Source organism: Cryptosporangium aurantiacum, from assembly GCF_900143005.1.
In the GTDB taxonomy this organism is placed as follows: domain Bacteria; phylum Actinomycetota; class Actinomycetes; order Mycobacteriales; family Cryptosporangiaceae; genus Cryptosporangium; species Cryptosporangium aurantiacum.
The window spans coordinates 60,799-78,793 of sequence record NZ_FRCS01000014.1 but is presented as its reverse complement, the minus strand read 5'-3'; the positions used below and the strand labels follow the sequence as shown (position 1 = coordinate 78,793).

Here is a 17,995-nt window from a genome sequence, read left to right as displayed (position 1 = left end):
CGACGCGAGCGACGAGGAGCGGAAAGGTGGCCACCACCACGAGCGACTACTACGAGGTGCTGGGCGTCGACCGGTCGGCGAGCCAGGAGGACATCCAGCGCGCCTACCGGAAGCTGGCCCGGACGTATCACCCGGACGTCAACTCCGATCCGGACGCCGAGGACCGGTTCAAGCGGATCAACGAGGCCAACGAGGTGCTGTCCGATCCCGCGACGCGGGCCCGGTACGACCGGTTCTCGCCGCGGTTCGGCGACGACTGGCGGAAGGTGCCCGAGGACTTCGACCCGGCCGCGGCGTTCGGCTCTGGGCCGTCCGGTGGTTCTGGGCCGTTCGGTGGTTCTGGGCCGTCCAGTGGTTCTGGGCCGTCCGGAGGCTCCGGGCCGTTCGGTGACGGGGCGTCGTTCGGCGGGCGCCGGGTGTACTTCTCGGCCGGCGGTTCCGACGGTGGCCCGGACTTCGAGGACCTGCTCGGTGGGCTGTTCGGCGGCGGGGGCGCCGGGTTCTTCGGCGGTGGCGCGGGTGGCGCTGGTGGCCCGGTGGCCGGGCCCGACGTCGAGGCCGAGCTGGAGCTGTCGGTCGAGGACGCGTACGCCGGTGGGCGGCGCAGCCTGACGATGCGGACCGCGGCCGGCGTCCGGACGATCGACGTCAACATCCCGGCCGGCGTGGTCGACGGGCAGCGCATCCGGCTGGCCGGCCAGGGCGGCGAGGGCTTCGGCGAGGACGCGCCGCGCGGCGACCTGTACCTGCTGGTGCGGCTGGCGCCGCACGCCCGGTACCGGGTCGACGGCCGGGACGTCACCGTGGAGCTACCGGTGACGCCGTGGGACGCCGCGCTCGGGGCGACGGCCGCGGTGGAGACGCCCGGCGGCCGTGTGGACGTGAAGGTGCCCGCCGGCTCGTCGTCCGGCCGCCGGCTACGGTTGCGCGGACGCGGCCTGCCCAACCCCCGCGGCAGCGCCGGTGACCTCTACGCCGAGGTGCGCATCGTCGTGCCACAGCGGCTCACGTCCGACCAGCGCGCCGCCTGGGAAGCCCTTGCCGGGGCCCACGCCGCCGCCGACCCCCGCGAAGCGGCGTGACGTCGTATCGACGTGACCGTGCGGCGGCACGAAAGTCTCAACGGTGATGGTGCCCGTCCGGGAGACGGGCACCATCACCCAATATCGCAGTCGTCATTTTGGCGCCTTGCCGAAATCTGTCCCAGAAGAGGCTGGAACGTGGGGATGAGGGCGGCCCTGGTGTTCGGGCTTTCGGGTGGTCTGGTGAGGCCATTGGGTTGAGCCGAGCATTATGGCACCTCGCGAGGTTGCCGCTTATTTACGCTGGTTGGATGGGCCAGCTGCTCCAGTCCGCATGGTTGCGCGCAAGTCGCGTCATTCAGCAGGTATCGACAAAGCCGACCTCCTCGTCCTACGTCTGGGGTGGGCGGATTTCACCGCTACCCTTCGTGGCATTCCATGCGGTCTACTTGGCGCGCCTACTTTCGCCGCTGCAATGGGTGAAGTTCACGGTTCGCAGAATTATCGCGGCCCGTCCGACGACGAACATGCGTCCGGACTTCCCTTCGGCGTACACGGAATGGTATTTCCTCGCCGAATTTGCGGCAGTTCTCTTGGTATTTGTTTCTCAGGACCAGCTGGACACCGCGCCCACTAGCATCAAATATGCCGGAATTGTCCTCGCGGGTGTAATGATCTTCGAGATCAATGTATGGATTCTGTACTATCTCCTGCTCCGAGGGTTCCTTGAACTGCATTACACGATCTTCCATCCTGCTGAGTACTTGCTGACCTTCCCGCTCGTGCTGACGACCCAGGCCCTCCTCGCCTCGCTGGTGCTGGACCGGGATCTGTCGAAGCTTTTGGTGGATGCGGTCGGAAATCCGCAGGTCGGTGATAGCGTGGGTGTCGGAGTGGCTATCGCAACGCTTTTCTACCTCGGAGTCGCGATTACTGTGGTCCTCAGCTCGCACCCCGGAATCCGAACCCGGGCGCCGCAGAACTTCGTGATAGTGGGCGCAGGTGACGTCACGGCGAAGCGGATAATTCCGGCGCTGAAGTCCTTGGGCTACGACCGAGACGACATCGTGGTCGTCACGGTTCCGGAGGCCGACGAGGACTGGCGGTACCACATCGATCGAGAAGCCGCGCGCCTGGAAATAGCCGCGCCGGACCGGGTCATGGACACGTCGCTGCGCGAGCGATCGCCGACCATCATCGCTTCCCCCACCTATGTGCATTTCTCCCAGCTGGTTCGACTCGCGAACGCCGGTATTCCGTTCGCGGTGGAAAAGCCGATCTCTTCGGTCAGATCAGAGCGTGACATCCTGAGGTCGGCTCCCGAGCTGATGGAGCGTGGGTTCGCGCTCAGCTACTACACGCTCGAAAAGGCCCTTCCGCTGACCTATTTCATCGATCCGTTGCCGATCTACGCCCGACATCTCTCTGAAGACCGGCCAGGTCTAATCTCGGGCGCTGAGCTGGGCTCGATCAAGGCCGAACTCGGCCGGATCGAGTCGATCACGATCGACCTGCTGGAGGGGACAGGCCGCTCGCCGCACGGCACCAGCCGGCTCTGGACCGAGTTGCCCGGTGTCCTGCGCTCGTTCGTGGAGACGGCTGTTCATCCGCTCCTCATCCTGCGTCACGTGACCGGCTCCACGGCAGTCGCCTGGGACGAGTGCATTGTCGGGCGGTACGACCCGCGCGCCCGGCAGATCCGTGAGCTGGTCGAAAAAGAAATCGCACCGACGTGGTTCGCGGCGCGGGGCAGGTGCGGTGCGATTGACGTGACGATGAGGGTGGGCAAGTACGTACCGGATTCGATGGCCTCCCGAATGGCTCGGATCGAGTACGAGAACGGCAGGGTCGACTGTGATTTCGACGCGCGAAACATATCGCTGACCGTTGCCGACGTGAATCGAGGGGTTATTGCCGTCGATTCGACAAAGTACTCAGCCAATTACAGCGTGCTCATGTCGCTGTTCACCAGCTTCTCGTTGAACGGCTGGGATGCCCTACGGTTCGACGACTTCCAGCGACAGCTGGACGCCCTCGATTGGTGGGACGACCTGTGTGATCGTGTCGAGGTCTGCCGCGTTCCGGTGACCTCGTACGAGGCGGTTCCACCTGTGGATTCATGGGTCTCGCTGTCCGACGAAGCGCCGGCGGCGGTTGCTCCGCTCGAGCGTTGAGCGCTACGGCGCCGTAAGCGGCGCTGTCCACCGGTCGGTGGACAACCGGGTTCAGTCTCGCGGTCGTCCCTGGGCGGTGAGTTCGACGGGACGCTCGATGCATGGCTGTCATCGAGGTTTCCCAACTCCGCAAGAGCTACGGCGGGAACTCCGCCGTCGACGGTATCGACCTGCGGGTCGAGCGCGGCGAGGTGTTCGGGCTGCTCGGCCCGAACGGCGCCGGAAAGACCACCACGGTGGAGATCCTGGAGGGGCACCGCCGCCGCGACGGCGGCGAGGTCCGCGTCCTGGGCGACGACCCCGACAACGCCGGCCGGCGGTGGCGGGCCCGGCTCGGCATCGTGCTGCAGGGCACCGCCGACGCTCCCGAGCTGACCGTGCGCGAGATCATCCGGCACGTCGCCGGTTACTACCCGGCGCCGCGTGACCCGGACGCGGTGATCGAGCAGTGCGGGCTGGCCGAGAAGGCCAAGTCCAAGCTCCGTACGCTCTCCGGCGGCCAGCGCCGCCGCGTCGACGTCGCGCTGGGCATCGTCGGCAACCCCGAACTGCTGTTCCTCGACGAGCCGACGACCGGCTTCGACCCGGAGGCGCGGCGGCACTTCTGGACGCTGATCCGCGGGCTCGCCGCCGACGGCACGACGATTGTTCTGACCAGCCACTACCTCGACGAGGTGGAAGCGCTGGCGGGTCGCCTCGCGATTCTGGCGGGCGGGCGCATCGTCGCCGAGGGAACACCGCAGGACCTCGGCGGACGCACCGCCGAATCCACGGTCACCTGGCAGGACGCCGACGGCGCGCACCGCGTCGCCACCACCGACCCGACCGCGCTGGTGGCCGCGCTCAGCCGCCGTGAAGACCCCAGCCTCACCGAGCTGCGCGTCGAGCGCCGCAGCCTCGAAGACGTCTACCTCGAGCTGATCGGAGAGGTCCGATGACCACCGCCACGCACACGGCACCGCTGCCCACCACCCTGCGGATCGGCGTCGCCCGCGGCGTCCTCGAGGTCAAACAGTTCTTCCGCGAGCGCGACGCGGTGATCTTCACGTTCACGCTGCCCGCGTTCATCCTGCTGATGCTCGGGTTCATCTTCAACGAGCCGCTGGACGGCTACCCCGGCGTCACCGTGTCGCAGATCTTCGCCGCGAGCATGATCGCGTACGGCATCCTCTCGACCGCGTTCCTCAACATCGGTGTCGGCATCGCGACCGACCGTGAGGACGGCACGCTCAAGCGGTTACACGGCACCCCGGCCACCGCCGGTACGTACCTGATCGGGAAGATAATCCTGGTCCTGGTCACCACCGCGGCCGAGGTCGTGTTGCTGCTCGGCGTCGGCGTGGCGTTCTTCGACCTGAAGCTGCCGCAGGACGCGGGCCGCTGGGTGACGTTCGGCTGGCTGTTCGTTCTGTCGGTGGTCGCGTGCACACTCCTGGGTGTCGCGGCCAGTTCGGTGGCCCGGTCGGCGAAGAGCGCGGCCGCGGTTCTCAACCTGCCGGTGATCGGGCTGCAGTTCGTCTCCGGCATCTTCGTGGACATCGCCTCCCTGCCGGATGCGATGGTGAAGGTCGCCTCGATCTTCCCGGTGAAGTGGATGGGGCAGGGTTTCCGGTCGGTGTTCCTGCCGGACGAGTTGGCGGCGCAGGAGGTGGCGGGGCAGTGGGAGCACGGCCGGATCGCGCTGGTGCTCGGCGCGTGGTGCGTCGTCGGGCTGGTGCTGGCGCTGGCGACGTTCCGCTGGACCGACCGGCGGACCCGGTGACCACGATGATCGAGCGTCCGGACGCGTCGGAGGCACCGGCGCGTCCGGGCACCGTCGACCTCGCGACCGCTTCCCGGCGCTGGCTCTGGACCTGGGACGCGTACCTGAGCGTGTGCCTGATCGGGCTGGCGATGCTGGTCTACGCCGACGACGTGACCAGCCTGGCCCGGCGGACGGTGTCGGTGACGTGCCTCGGGTTGATCGTGCTGAGCTGGGCGCTCGTCGGCCGGCGGCTCGCCCGCGACGACGATCTCGACCGCGACCCGGACACCCCGGCCGCGATCGGTTACGTCGCCGCGGTCGCGGTGCTGTTCATCGCCGCGGTCACCGCGAACGGCCTGGCGTCGTTCGCGCTGTTCGCGGTCTGCCCGATCGGGTTCCTCTGCCTGCGGCTGTGGACGTCGCTGGTCGCGGCCACCGTCTTCAACTTCACCCCGGTCCCGGTGCACGCGCTGCAGCAGCGTTCGCTCGACCAGCTCGGGCCGGACCTGGGGCTCGCGGTGCTCGGGCTGGCCTTCACGGCAGTGATCGGGGTGTCGATCGTCAGCATCGGCAAGCAGAACGCCGAGCGGGCCCAGCTCATCGCCGAGTTGGAGGCGAGCCGCGCCGAGGTCACCGATCTCTCGCACCGGGCCGGTGCCGCGGCCGAGCGGAACCGGCTGGCCGCCGAGATCCACGACACGCTCGCCCAGGGGTTCACCAGTATCGTGACGCTCGTGCAGGCCGCCGAGACCGAGTTGGACGCCGACCGGCCGGCAGCCGACCGGCACCTGGCCATGGCCGTGCGGACCGCCAGGGAGAACCTGGCCGAGGCACGGGCGATGGTGACCGTGCTCGCTCCGGCCGACCTGCGCGCCGGGACGCTGGCCGAGGTGGTGCGCAAGCAGGTCGCACGGCTGGCCGAGGAGACCGGCGTGGACGCCGTCAGCTCGGTGGACGACGTCCCGGCCGACCTGCCGACGCGGGCTCAGGTCGTGCTGGTGCGGGCGGTGCAGGAGTCGCTGGCCAACATCCGCAAACATGCCCGCGCGTCGAGCGTCACCGTGGATTTGTTCGTGCACGCGGACGCGGTGACGCTGACCGTCGACGACGACGGCGTCGGGTTCGACGTGGCGGCGCAGCCGCCCGGGTTCGGTTTACCGGGCATGCGGAGCCGCGTGGAGCAGCTCGGCGGCGGCCTGACCATCCGCTCGGCGCCCGGGGCGGGCACCACCGTGACCTGCGAGTTGCCGCGATGATCACGGTGCTGCTCGTCGATGATCACCCGGTGGTCCGGGACGGTCTGCGGGGCATGCTCGACGCCGAACCCGACCTCGAGGTCGTGGGGGAGGCCGGGTCGGGCCCGGAGGCGGTGGCGATGACCAGGGCGCTGCGGCCGGACGTCGTCCTGATGGACCTGCGGATGCCCGGCGGGGACGGGGCGACCGCGACCGGCCGGATCCGCGACGAGGTGCGGACGACGCACGTCGTCGTGCTCACCACCTACGACACCGACGCCGACATCCTGCGCGCGGTCGACGCCGGAGCCGCCGGGTACCTGCTCAAGGACGCCTCCCGGGCGGAGCTGACCGCGGCCGTGCGCGCCGCGAGCCGGGGCGAGACCGTGCTGGCGCCGTCGGTCGCGGGGCGGCTGGTGAAGCAGGTCCGCAACCCCGGTCAGCAGCAGCTGTCCGCGCGGGAGGTGCAGGTGCTGGGCCTGGTCGCGCAGGGCTACACGAACGCGGAGATCGGGCGGCGTCTGCACATCAGCGAGGCCACCGTGAAGACCCACCTGCTCCGCACGTTCACGAAGCTCGACGTCTCCGACCGGACCGCGGCCGTCACCACCGCGATGGCCCGCGGCCTGCTGTGACGGCTGCGGTCACGTGCAGCACGAGTCCTTGCTCTTGTAGGCGGCGGCCTCGTCGAGGAGGTTCTGGAGCGACACCCAGGTGCGCCGCACCGAGTTGCGCTGCGCGTGGTTCAGGAAGGCCTCGGCCGGCGCCTTGATGTTGGCCAGCGGGTGGTGCCAGGACTCCATGAAGAGCTGGCGCGGAATGAGCTTGTTGCGGTAGTAGACGCCGGCGCAGTCGTAGATCGCCAGCGCCTGGTTGATCTTGTCCCAGGCGGGATCGGCGGGCGCGGGAAACGTGTCGTCGGCCGCCGCGAGGAAGAGCAACCGGCGGCCCTCGCCCATGGCGGGGGAGACGAGCGTCTCGTGGAGCCGCGTGTAGCTGTCGATCCGCGCCTGGCGACGGGCCAGGAGGATCGTCACCAGGCTGACCCCGACCGCGGTCAGCGAGAGAACGATCGCCAGTACGTCTTTGTTGTCGCCGATCCAGTTCATCGCCGATCCCTCAGAAGTTGGCCATGGCCAGCAGCGTGACGAAGATGATGGGCGCCAGCACGGACGCGAGGTGGTAGCCCGGGGTCCAGTTCCCGATCAGCGCATAGGAGGCGAGCGCGCCGAGGTTGACCAGCACCTGGTGGTAGACGGCCGGGAGCGGCCAGGTGAACGGCAGCTGGCCGGGCTCGGCTGTCCCCGACAGGCGTTTGTCCTTCCGCGTGATCCACCGCAGCACTACGCGCCACTCGTCGACGAGGAAGACCGTGCGCAGGGCAGGGATGACCCGGTCCCGGACGATCGAGTTGGTCTTGGAGCGCGTCGTCAGGTCGTCGATGGCGATCATCGCGTACGCGAACGTGTGGAGCGCCCCGCCGATCCACAGCGCGAGGCCGCGGTACGCCACGTCGATCTGCGGGAACAGCCGCGCGGCGAGCTCGGCCGCTCCGGCGAACGCCGCCGCGCCGAAGGCACCACCGATGACGAGCGGGAGCGCCCTGGCCCAGAGGTACGCCTTGACGTCTCGCGGCGTGCGCAGCGAATTGTCGCTGTAGAACGTCGTCTCGATGACCGCCCGCTGCAGCCGCGCGCGTGCGGTGGCGGACGGCGCGGTCACGCCGAGCTCGAAGAACTGCGTGACGACCTCCGCGCGCTTCACGGCGTACCGCGGGTAGGGCCCGGTCATGCTCTCGTAGTGGTGCAGCTCGTAGCCGAAGGATCTCCGGCGCAGCGGTGAGTGCTGGGCCAACACCTCGCACACCAGCGATTCGAGCACCATGTCGTCGAGGCGGGCGGCAAGCCCGGGGGAGAGGCCGCCGGACAGATCGGCGGCCGCCAGCTCGGCGGAGAGCGCGTTCAGGCGGTCGAGGGCCCGCAGGACGTAGGCGTCGGCGTTCGAGGGTTCGGCCGAGCTGCGAGTCTCCGCCATCGGGAACTGCAGGACGTCACCGGGCTCGTACCAGGGAGGTTCGGGACGTTCGGCGCTGGGGTCGGGCTCGGTGGCGAGTCCGCGCACGATGGCGTGCGCGGAGTGGCGAAGTTCCGCCGTGCTCTCGGTGAAATACAGGAGTTGCCGGTCGGGGAAGTCCCGCCGCCAGTCGAGCAGGATCGAGCCGAGCAGGTCGTGGAGCAGCTCGTATTCCTCGCGAGTACCGCGCACGACTCGCTGGAACAGCGGCGAGCGGCTGGCTGTGAGGCTGCCGAAGACCGAGCGGATCAGCCGCTGCCGCTCCGCGGTCGGCAGCGACGCGATCCAGCGGCCGGGCTGGGGGTGCGACAGCGGGATCGTGGAGTGCCCGGGCAGTTCGACCGTGAGGAAGTCGGTCTCGCGGAGCAGTTCCAGGAGGTCGTCGATCGTCAGCGCGGTCTTCGCGCCGGTGGGCAGCACCAGATACCGGGAGATGGCCCAGAACATGTGCGCCTGGAAGGGTTCCAGGTTCGCCAGGATCCCCTCGGTGAAGTCCGCGAGGATCTTGCCCGCGCCACCGAGGTTGTTGTAGTCGGCGACCGTGATCCGGCCGGCACCGCGTGCGGTCGCGGCGTCCCAGAGCGCCGACCAGACGATCTGGAAGTACCCCGGTTCGAACCGCTGCTCGCCGGGGATGTGCGCGCCCGCCTCCTGCCCCTGGAGCTCGTCGAGCGTGAGTTCGACCAGTTCCTCGTCGGCGGCGAGCGCACCCGCCGCGCGCAGCGGCCCGTAGATCGCTTCCCGCAGCGAGTCACGGGACAGCGGTGGCACCCGGTAGCTGCCGTTGAGCAGGCTCGGGACGCGGCGCATCAGCGGCTCGAGCGCGCCGAGGTAGTCCTCGCGGATGCTGATCAAAATGCAGGCGGAGTCCGAACTCTGATGGACGAGCTTCGCGATCGCGGCGTAGAGGTCGTCGTGCCGGGTGCCGGCGTTCAGCCGCTCCTCGAACTGGTCGATGACGACGAGCGTGCGCTCGTCGTTGTCGAGCCAGTACTGGTGGAGCATGTCGGCCAGCTCCATGTCCGGCGGCGGACTCCAGCCGCGGTGCTCGTAGGCCGCGCGCACCTCGGTCAGGGCGTCGCGGTTGGTGGCGTTGACGATGATCGTGTCCGGCGCGGTCGTCGTGAGCGCGGCCTGCAGCCCGGCGTTGATCAGCGAGGACTTGCCGGTTCCGCTCGGTGCGTAGACCACCAGGATCGGCAGCGTGAGGACGAGGTTCGCGAGGACCTGCGTTTCGCGTTTCCGGCCGAAGAAGACGTCGCTCTCGCTGACGTCGAACGGGCGGAGGCCGACAAAGGGGATCGTCACGGCTCACCTCCGAGCGACGAGCGCATTTTGTCGCAGAAGTCCTTGAGATCTCCGTTGTAGACCGACACGTTCCGGTGATCCCAGAGTGCGGCTTCGATCGGGTCCGGATCGAGCATGACCGCAAAATGACGCCGGGCGGCGCGGCGCGAGAGCGCGTTACGGACGGCGAGCACCCGGAGAAACACGCGGAAGTTCCAGTCGTAGAGCGAGTAACCGAGGAACAGGAATCGGCGCTGCTTGTACTGGGCGGTCAGCGAGGACGGCGGGAAATAGGGCGAAACGAGCCCACAGGCGTTGACCAAAAAGTCGACGTAGTCGTCCTCCGTAATGATGATGTTGTCGTTGGGTGGAGACGCCTCGTCCGCTGATCCGTGCATCTTGAAGAGAAATGCCGTGCCGGTGGGGAACCGGTCCTCGTCGTGCCATTGGAACTCGAGGCTGTCGTCGTCGGTGACCCGGCCGTTGGGCAGCGTGAGCGTGATCGTGCGGGGGCCGCGCTGGGGGTCGCGGACGCTCTGGGTGATGACGCACAGCGGGCGGCCGGCGGCGTGGAAGGCGCGTTCGAGCTGCGTGTCGTAGTTGGTCGTCATCAGGAACAGCGGACGGCCACCCGTGTCGACGTCGGCGAGGAAGGTGGCCACCGGGCCCGGCTCGACGTCGCGTTGATCGGTATGGAAGCGACCGTGCAAGTAGTCGTAGAGCGTCGGCCGGTCGAAGACCGTGGTCTCGTAGTACTGGGACACTTCGGCGAGGCTGCGATCGGCGTCGGCCGGAAAGCCACCCGCCATCTCGGCGATGAGTTCGCGAGCCAGACCGCGGCCGTCGGGTAATGGGGATTTCCCGCCGGGATCCGCGAGCCGGGACGCACCCGATCCGACGAACGGGACGACGTTTCCTAGTTTCAGCGAGCCGGCCACCTGCTCGTACGGAAACTGTGCTAATTGACGGGTGTCGTGAACGATTTCGGGCCCCCCTTCCCTCGGCACACCGGTGCCGCACGTTCACACGGGCATCGCGGGTACCGATTGCACGATGATCCGGTCGCACTGAACGCGGGCCGGATCCTATCAATGCGAATCGATGGCCGGGGGCCGCAATAGCCTCGTGACGGTATTTCGGCCGTGGGTGCGTTTTGTCGGTGGGAGGGCCTACCGTCGAGGCATGTGCCGAAACATCACCGAGCTGCGGGGCCTCCAGCCGCCCGCCACCGACGACGAGGTCACCGCGGCGGCGGCCCAGTTCGTCCGCAAGATCACCGGAATCGGGAAGCCGAACCCGGCGGTCGCGCCCGCGATCGACGAGGCGGTGCAGGAGATCGCCGCGATCACCCGGGACCTGCTCGCCGGGCTGCCCGCGCGGCGCGGCGAGCCGACCACGGTGCCGCCGCTACGGCGTCCGGCGGTGCGTCAGCGTCTCGGGCTGGGTCCGTTCGAGGGCTAGATCCGTTCGAGGGCTGGTCCCGTTCGAGGGCTGGGTCTCAGGCCGAGAGGCCGCGGCTGATCACCAGCCGCTGGATCTGGTTCGTCCCCTCGAAGATCTGCATGATCTTGGCTTCGCGCATGTACCGCTCGACCGGGTAATCCCGGGTGTAGCCGTATCCGCCGAAGACCTGGACGGCGTCGGTCGTCACCTTCATCGCCGCGTCGGTGGCGACGAGTTTCGCGACGCTCGCCTGGCGTCCGTACGGGCGGCCGGCGTCGCGGCGGCGGGCGGCGTCCAGGTACGTGGCCCTGGCCGAGTCGACGGCAGCGGCCATGTCCGCGAGCAGGAAGCCCAGCCCCTGGTGGTCGGCGATCTTCCGGCCGAACGCGGTTCGCTCGTTGGCGTACTCGACGGCGGCGTCCAACGCGGCCTGGGCCAGGCCGGTCGCGCAGGCGGCGATGCCGAGCCGCCCGGAGTCCAGTGCGCTGAACGCGATCTGCAGCCCCTGGCCCTCGGCGCCGATCAGCCGGTCTGCCTCGAGGAACGCGCCATCCCAGTACGCGGCGGTGGTCGGGATCGCGTGCAGGCCCATCTTCTGTTCCGGGGTGCCGAACGTGAGGCCGTCCGCCGCGCCCGGTGCGTACAGGCAGGAGATGCCTTTCGCGCCCGGCCCGGTGCGGACGAACAACGCGTAGGCGTCGGCCTTGCCGCCGTGGGTGATCCACGCCTTGGTGCCGGTGACCCGGTACCCGCCCTCGCCCCGCTCGGCCCGGCAGGTCAGCGCGGCCGCGTCCGAGCCGGCCTGGGGCTCGGAGAGGCTGTACCCGCCGATCACGTCACCGCCGAGCATCGCCGGGAGCCACCGCTCGCGCTGCTCGGGCGTCCCGAACGTGGCGAGCGGGTAGCAGGACAGCCCGTGCACGCTGGTGGCCACCGCGACCGCGGCCCAGCGGGCGGCGAGTTCCTCCAGAACCTGCAGGTACACCTCGTACGGCTGCCCACCGCCGCCGAATTCCTCCGGGTACGGCAGCCCGAGCAGACCCGCGTCGCCGAGCGTCCGGAACAGGCCCTCGGGGTAGGTCTCGGCGCGTTCGTGCGCGTCGACCCGGGGCGCGAGTTCCTTGTCGGCGATCGCCCGGGTGAGGTCGAGCAGGTCGGCGGCCTCCGCGCTGGGAAGCAGGCGGTCGACGGGCATCGTCGTCTCCCTCGTTCGGTACGTCTAACGGTACTACAGAACCGTTAGAAATAGCTGATAGGCCGGATGGCAGAATGCCGTCCCATGACCCGAGCTCCCGTACGCCGCGGCGCCGCCCGGCGTACGGAGTTGCTGGACGCGCTGGTCGAGCTGCTCCTCGCCGAAGGCTTCGCCGCGTTCACGCTCGACGACCTGTCCGCGCGTCTGCACTGCTCGAAGCGGACCCTCTACGCGATCGCGGGCAGCAAGGAGCAACTGGTCCGCGCCGCGGTCGTGCACTTCTTCCGGAACGCGACGGTCGAGGTCGAGGACGCGATCGCCGACGAGCCTGACCCGGCCGCGCGGATCGCCCGCTACCTGTCGGCGGTCGCGGCGGCCCTGCGCCCGGCGTCCGCGGCGTTCATCGACGACGTGGCGGCGTTCCCCCCGGCGGCGGAGATCTACGAGCGCAATACCCAGGCCGCAGCTGAGCGAATCCGGACGTTCGTGGATGAGGGTGTCGCCGCCGGTGCATTCCGGGACGTGCACACCGGGTTCGTCGCCGACGTCGTCGCGTCGACGATGGTGCGGATCCAGCAGCGCCAGGTCGCGGCGACCACCGGCCTGTCCGACGCGGACGCCTACACCGAGCTGGCCGCACTCGTCACCACCGGCTTGGTCCCGGCGCCGTCGCAGTGAGCCGGCGTTCCCGGCTGGGAGCGGTCCGCGCGCCTCGACCGCCGAGGGGCGGTCGAGGCGCGGTTGCGGCGTGCCCGAGACGCGGCCGAGGCGCGGTGGCGGCGCAGGCGGGGCGCGGCCGAGGCGCGGCGGCGGGCCGTCGCAGGCCTGGAGCAGGCCGGTCAGCGGGTGAGCAGGGAGCGGATCGCCTTCACCACCTCGGCCGGGGCCTCCTCGGCCATGAAGTGACCGCACGAGACCGTCCGGTGGTCCAGGTCCGGTGCCCAGGCGCGCCAGACCGCGGTGGCGTCGTAGCCGAGCGCCGCGCCCCAGTCCTGCTGCAGCACGGTGACCGGCATCCGGAGCGTGTTCCCCGCCTCCCGGTCAGCGGTGTCGTGCGCGACGTCGATCGTGGCGGTCGCCCGGTAGTCGGCGACGATCGAGGTCACGGCCTCGCGGGACGCACGCAGGTACTCGGCCCGGAAGTCCGCCGGGATCGTCGCCGGGTCTTGTGCCCACGCGTCCAGGAACGAGCCGAAGAACGCGTCCGGCACCGCACCGATCATCTGCTCCGGCAGACCGGCCGGCTGGGCCATCAGGAACAGGTGGTACCCGACCGCCGCACGCACGCCGCGCATCACGTCCCACATGTCGAGGGTCGGGAGCACGTCGAGCGAGGCCAGATGGGTGACCGCCGCCGGGTGGTCGAGGCCGGCGCGGAACGCCACCAGCGCGCCCCGGTCGTGCCCGGCGAGCGCGAAGCGCTCGTGCCCGAATGTCCTGGCCACCGTGACGATGTCCGCCGCCATCGTGCGCTTCGAGTACGTGTCGGGCCCGGCCTCGGCCGGCTTGTCGCTGTCGCCGTAACCGCGCAGGTCGGGGACGATCACGGTGTGGTCGGCCACGAGATCGGCGGCCACGTGCCGCCACATCAGGTGGGTCTGCGGGAAGCCGTGCAGCAGGACGATCGGGCTGCCGGAACCGGCCACGGCGACGTTCAGCGCGACGCCGTCGGCGACGGTCACCCGCTGGTAGTCGAATCCGGGAATTCGCATTGTGGTGCCTCTCTTCGGGAACATGCTTACCGTCCACCGGTGCGGTCAGCAGCCGATCAGCGTTGACTCAGTAGGGTCGGGTGGTGCGTTTCGGGGTCCTGGGTCCGCTGGTGGCCGAGGACGCGCGTGGCCCGGTGGACCTCAAGGGCCCACGGCACCGGTCGGTGCTGGCCCGCTTGCTGGTGGCGCGCGGGCGCGTGGTCCCCACCGAGCTGCTGGTGGACGATCTGTGGGGCGGCGCGGCTCCGGAGGGCGCCACCGGTGCGGTGCAGACGTTCGTCTCGGCGCTCCGCCGGGCACTCGAGCCGGACCGGCCGCCCCGCGCCCCGGCGCGGTTGCTGGTGACCGCGGGGCCCGGGTACGCGCTGCGGGCCGATCCGGACGCGGTGGACGCCTGGCGTTTCGAGCAGGCAGTGAACACCGCACGGGAGTTGCTAGGTTCGGGGCGCCCGGCCGATGCGCTGGCCGGGATCGACGCCGCGCTCGCCGACTGGCGCGGCCCCGCGTACGCCGAATTCGCGTCGCTGACCTGGGCGCGGGGAGAAGCGACGCGGCTGGACGAGTTGCGGCTCCTGGCTGCGGAGCGGCGGGCGGAGGCGCTGATCGCGCTCGGCCGGGACGCGGAGGCGATCCCCGACCTGGAGGCGCACGCGCGGGCTCAACCCGGGCGCGAGGACGCCTGGCGGCTCTACGCGCTGGCGCTCTACCGCGCCGGGCGGCAGGGCGATGCGCTGGCGGCGCTGCGGCGGGCACGGCGGGTATTGGCGGAGGACGCCGGGCTCGATCCGGGGCCCGAGCTGCGGCGGCTGGAAGCCGACATCCTCGCTCAGTCCCCGTCCCTGACCGAGCCACGCCCCGCCGCGCTGCGAGCCGTCGCCCCGGGCGCCGTGGGTTCGGACGCCGTGGGTTCGGGCGCCGTGGGTTCGGGCGCCGTGGGTTCGGCCGCCGCGAGGGCGGCATTCGGGCCGGCCGCCGTGAGGGCGGCGTTCGGGCCGGCCGCCGCGGGGGCGGCGTTCGGGCCGGCCGCCGCGGGGGCGGCTGTGGTCGGGCCGGCCGCGGCGGGTGGTGGGGCCGTTGGCGGCGCGGCTGTGGCCGGCGGCGGTGGGGAGCTTGTTGGGAGGCAGGTGGAGTATGCGCAGCTGCGGGCGGCGGCGGACGGGGTTCTGGCACGGGGAGCGCTGCGGCCGGCGCTGATCTCGGGCGAGGCCGGCGCGGGCAAGACCGCGCTGGCCGATGCGCTCGTCGCCCGGCTCGGCGCGGACGGCTGGGCCACGGCGAGTGGCACCAACCCCGACGATCGGGGCCTTCCGGCGGGCTGGCCGTGGCACCGGATCCTCGACACGCTCAGCGCGGTCGTTCCCGACCCGCCGTACGCACCCTCCCCGGGCGGCGACCCGGCGGCCGCGCGGTTCCGGTGGCACCGCGCGGTCGGCGAGTACCTGACCGCGGTCGCCCGCCACGCCCCGCTGCTGCTGGTCGTCGACGACCTGCACTGGGCGGGCGCGGAGACGCTGGGGTTGCTCGCGGCGCTCGTCACCGAGCCGGTCGCGGCACCGGTGCTGCTGGTGGCGACCTACCGCAGCACCGACCTCCCCGCGCCGCTCGCCGAGGTCCTCGGCCGGGTCGCCCGCGCCGAGCCCACCCGGGTGTACCTCGGCGGCCTCCCGCTCGCGGCGATTCCCGACCTGGTCCGCGCGACGATCGACCGCGACGTCGACACACCGACCGCGGCCACGATCCACCGCCGCACCGGCGGCAACCCGTTCTTCGTCCGGGAGCTGGCCCGCCTCTACGACGCCGAGGGCGCGGACGGGCTCGCCGCGGTGCCGCCCGGCGTCCGGGACGTCGTCCGGTACCGGGTGGCCGCGCTGCCAGAGCCGGTGCCGGCCGTCCTGCACCGCGCCGCCGTACTCGGCCTCGACCTCCCGATCCTGACCGCGCTGAACGAGGCCCCATCGCTCCGCCCCGCGGCCGCGCAACCCGGCGCGGACCGCGCCACTCGGAATCCCACCGCCCTCGACCCCGGCGCGAAGCACGGCGCTCCACCCGCTGCCGACGTGGCCGACGTGGCCGGCGTCGCGAACGCTGGCGGCGTGGCGGGCGTGGCGGGCGTGGCGGGCGCTGGGGGCGTCGGGGACGCCCTGTTGGGGGCCGTGGAGGTTGCTGTTGCGGCCGGTCTGCTTGTCGAGCAGGGCACCGGCCGGTTCGCGTTCGCCCACGCGCTGGTCCGCGACGCGCTCTCCTCCGACGTCTCCCGTTCGCGGCGGGCGGCCTGGCACGCGGCCGCCGCCGACGCCGTCGAACGGCTGCGCCCGGACGACGTCGAGGCGCTGGCCCACCACTACCTGCACGCCGACGGCCCGGACGCCGCGGCCCGCGCCGCCCGGTACGCGCGCGCCGCCGCCGAACGCGCCGAGCGGCGTCACGCCCCCTCGGAAGCGGCCCGCCTCTGGGACGCCGCACTCGAAGCGTTCGACCGAGCCGGCGAGAACGACATCCGCGCCCGGCTCGACCTGATCATGGGCGGCGTTCGGGCGTTCGCGGTGACCGGGGCGCTCGCCACCGCGCGCCACCGCAGGGCGGAGGCGATCGCGCTGGCCGAGGAGATCGGCGACCCGGTGTTGACCGCGCGGGTGATCGGCGCGTTCGACGTACCGGCGATCTGGACCGAGCACGACGATCCGGCGCTCGGCAGGCACATCGCCGAGGTCGCCGCGCGGACCCTGTCCGCGCTCCCCGCCGACCACGTCGCCGACCGGAGCCGGTTGCTCGCCACGCTGGCGCTGGAGCTCCGCGGCGAGGGCGGAGAACGCGCCGCCGCGGCCGCCCGAGACGCGGAACGCCTCGCCAGGGACCTCGGCGACCCGGCCGTGCTGGCGTTCGCGCTCAACGCGTCGTTCATGCAGTCGTTCGGACGCGCGGGCCGTGCGCCCGAGCGGGCCCGTCTCGGGACCGAGCTGGTCGAACTATCGCACCGCCACGAGCTGCCGACGTTCGAGATCCTCGGCCATTTGATCCTGCTCCAGGCGCGGTCGGCGCTCGCGGAGTTCGTGGCAGCCGACGAGCACGCGCGGGTGGCGGACGCGCTCGGCGAGCGGTACCAATCCCCGCTGGTAGCCGTGTTCACCGACTGGTACCGGGCGCTGCGCGCGTCGGCGTCCGGGTCGGGTGCCGACGCCGAAGCCCGCTACCGGGCCGCGGCCGCGCGCCTGGCCGGGACCGGCATGTCCGGCCTGGAGCGCGGCATCCTGCCGTTCGCGCTGCTCTGCCATCGTCTCCAGCGCGGCGAACCGCCCGCGCTGCCGCCGGACACCGACTTCGGCGCCTACGCTCCGTGGGCCCGCCCGGTGCTGTCCGGCGGCGGTGCCGCCGCGATCCCCGATTCGCCGAGGGACCTGCTGTACGAGGCCCGCACCTGCCTGCACGCGCGGGTCGCGATCGCGGACGGCGACCGCCCGGCGATGGAACGCCTGTACGCGGCGCTGCTGCCCGCGGCGGGGGAACTCGCCGGGGCGGGCAGTGGGCTACTCACGCTCGGGCCGGTGGCTCGATACCTGGACGACCTCGCCACCGCACTGGGCCACCCAAAACTGGGCCACCCAAAACTGGGCCGCCAACGCGACGCAGGCGCCTGAACTACTCAGCGGTAGCGGAAACCGTCGAAGAACCGGCGGAACACACCACCGGGCCGGGGGAGCGGCGCAGCCTGCGGTGGCGCGGTGGCCATCCGGCGCGCGATCGGCTGGTCGTAGTCGGTTCGCACGATCGCGTCGATGATCTGTTCCTCGTCGAAGTTCTCGGAGCCCTCGATCACCGGCACGAACCCGACCAGGACGCCGTTGCGCATGACCTGCGCCTCGATGCCGGCCGTGCCGTCGGAGTCCCAGATCGCCTGGCGCCCCTGGGACAGCGTCACTCCGACCCCGAACTGGTACACCCCGACCTTCGCGGGGAACGCGTCGACGCCCCGATCCCGGAGGGCATCGACGACTCGCCGTGCTCTGTTCTCGTCCAACTGGCCGTTCTGCTCCTTCTACCGCGGTGGCTCCTACGATGATGCACCGGAAACGCTAAGGCGCACCTGAGCCGGTTCCGCTGGGATCACGTTGG

At 71.0% G+C, this 17,995-nt stretch carries 15 protein-coding genes; 9 read left to right on the top strand and 6 right to left on the bottom strand.

What is annotated here, in order from left to right:
• Positions 1–26 precede the first annotated feature (26 nt).
• The 6 genes from BUB75_RS33965 to BUB75_RS33940 all read left to right on the top strand — a co-directional run bounded on the left by BUB75_RS33965 (position 27) and on the right by BUB75_RS33940 (position 6,810).
• On the top strand, positions 27–1,082 hold the full coding sequence (locus BUB75_RS33965) for a DnaJ C-terminal domain-containing protein (RefSeq protein ID WP_073263051.1): 1,056 nt from the start codon (positions 27–29) through the stop codon (positions 1,080–1,082).
• 251 nt (positions 1,083–1,333) lie between these two features.
• The gene (locus BUB75_RS33960) at positions 1,334–3,196 is read left to right on the top strand and encodes a Gfo/Idh/MocA family oxidoreductase (RefSeq protein WP_143175590.1); all 1,863 of its coding nucleotides are present in this window, start codon (positions 1,334–1,336) and stop codon (positions 3,194–3,196) included.
• Positions 3,197–3,297: 101 nt separating this feature from the next.
• Complete coding sequence (locus BUB75_RS33955; protein ID WP_143175589.1) at positions 3,298–4,134, top strand: ABC transporter ATP-binding protein; 837 nt, start codon at positions 3,298–3,300, stop codon at positions 4,132–4,134.
• Positions 4,131–4,958 carry an ABC transporter permease gene (locus BUB75_RS33950; protein WP_073263047.1) on the top strand — a complete coding sequence of 276 codons (828 nt, stop codon included), beginning with the start codon at positions 4,131–4,133 and terminating at the stop codon, positions 4,956–4,958. The genes BUB75_RS33955 and BUB75_RS33950 overlap by 4 nt, the downstream gene beginning before the upstream one ends.
• Positions 4,959–4,963: 5 nt before the next feature.
• Complete coding sequence (locus BUB75_RS33945; RefSeq protein ID WP_245806357.1) at positions 4,964–6,196, top strand: sensor histidine kinase; 1,233 nt, start codon at positions 4,964–4,966, stop codon at positions 6,194–6,196.
• Positions 6,193–6,810: a response regulator gene (locus BUB75_RS33940; RefSeq protein ID WP_073263045.1), complete on the top strand. Its 618-nt coding sequence runs from the start codon at positions 6,193–6,195 to the stop codon at positions 6,808–6,810. The genes BUB75_RS33945 and BUB75_RS33940 overlap by 4 nt, the downstream gene beginning before the upstream one ends.
• A 9-nt stretch (positions 6,811–6,819) precedes the next feature.
• Here the strand turns inward: BUB75_RS33940 and BUB75_RS33935 are convergent, their stop codons facing one another.
• Genes BUB75_RS33935 through BUB75_RS33925 form a run of 3 tightly spaced genes read right to left on the bottom strand, consistent with a single transcriptional unit; the run spans position 6,820 to position 10,473 of the window.
• Positions 6,820–7,284, bottom strand: coding sequence for a hypothetical protein (locus BUB75_RS33935; RefSeq protein WP_073263043.1), 465 nt, complete (start codon positions 7,282–7,284; stop codon positions 6,820–6,822).
• Between the two features lie 10 nt (positions 7,285–7,294).
• On the bottom strand, positions 7,295–9,556 hold the full coding sequence (locus BUB75_RS33930) for an nSTAND1 domain-containing NTPase (protein WP_073263041.1): 2,262 nt from the start codon (positions 9,554–9,556) through the stop codon (positions 7,295–7,297).
• Positions 9,553–10,473, bottom strand: a complete 921-nt coding sequence (locus tag BUB75_RS33925; RefSeq protein ID WP_073263039.1) for an SIR2 family NAD-dependent protein deacylase — start codon at positions 10,471–10,473, stop codon at positions 9,553–9,555. Before BUB75_RS33925 ends, BUB75_RS33930 begins: the two co-directional genes overlap by 4 nt.
• 244 nt (positions 10,474–10,717) lie before the next feature.
• Here BUB75_RS33925 and BUB75_RS33920 point away from each other — a divergent pair, with 244 nt between their 5' ends.
• On the top strand, positions 10,718–10,996 hold the full coding sequence (locus tag BUB75_RS33920) for a DUF2277 domain-containing protein (protein WP_073263037.1): 279 nt from the start codon (positions 10,718–10,720) through the stop codon (positions 10,994–10,996).
• Positions 10,997–11,033: 37 nt separating this feature from the next.
• Here the strand turns inward: BUB75_RS33920 and BUB75_RS33915 are convergent, their stop codons facing one another.
• The gene (locus BUB75_RS33915) at positions 11,034–12,173 is read right to left on the bottom strand and encodes an acyl-CoA dehydrogenase family protein (RefSeq protein WP_073263035.1); all 1,140 of its coding nucleotides are present in this window, start codon (positions 12,171–12,173) and stop codon (positions 11,034–11,036) included.
• An 84-nt stretch (positions 12,174–12,257) separates the two neighbouring features.
• On the opposite strand from BUB75_RS33915, the gene BUB75_RS33910 reads away from it, so the two are divergent.
• Positions 12,258–12,851 (top strand): TetR/AcrR family transcriptional regulator, encoded by a 594-nt coding sequence (locus tag BUB75_RS33910; protein ID WP_073263033.1) that lies wholly within the window; start codon positions 12,258–12,260, stop codon positions 12,849–12,851.
• 161 nt (positions 12,852–13,012) lie between these two features.
• On the opposite strand, the gene BUB75_RS33905 is transcribed toward BUB75_RS33910, so the two are convergent.
• On the bottom strand, positions 13,013–13,885 hold the full coding sequence (locus BUB75_RS33905) for an alpha/beta fold hydrolase (protein WP_073263031.1): 873 nt from the start codon (positions 13,883–13,885) through the stop codon (positions 13,013–13,015).
• Between the two features lie 83 nt (positions 13,886–13,968).
• Between BUB75_RS33905 and BUB75_RS33900 the strand changes: the two genes are divergently transcribed.
• A complete protein-coding gene (locus BUB75_RS33900; RefSeq protein ID WP_143175586.1) occupies positions 13,969–17,520 on the top strand; it encodes an ATP-binding protein in 3,552 nt (1,183 codons plus the stop codon).
• Positions 17,521–17,525: 5 nt separating this feature from the next.
• Here the strand turns inward: BUB75_RS33900 and BUB75_RS33895 are convergent, their stop codons facing one another.
• Complete coding sequence (locus BUB75_RS33895) at positions 17,526–17,900, bottom strand: hypothetical protein (RefSeq protein ID WP_073263027.1); 375 nt, start codon at positions 17,898–17,900, stop codon at positions 17,526–17,528.
• Positions 17,901–17,995 lie beyond the last annotated feature (95 nt).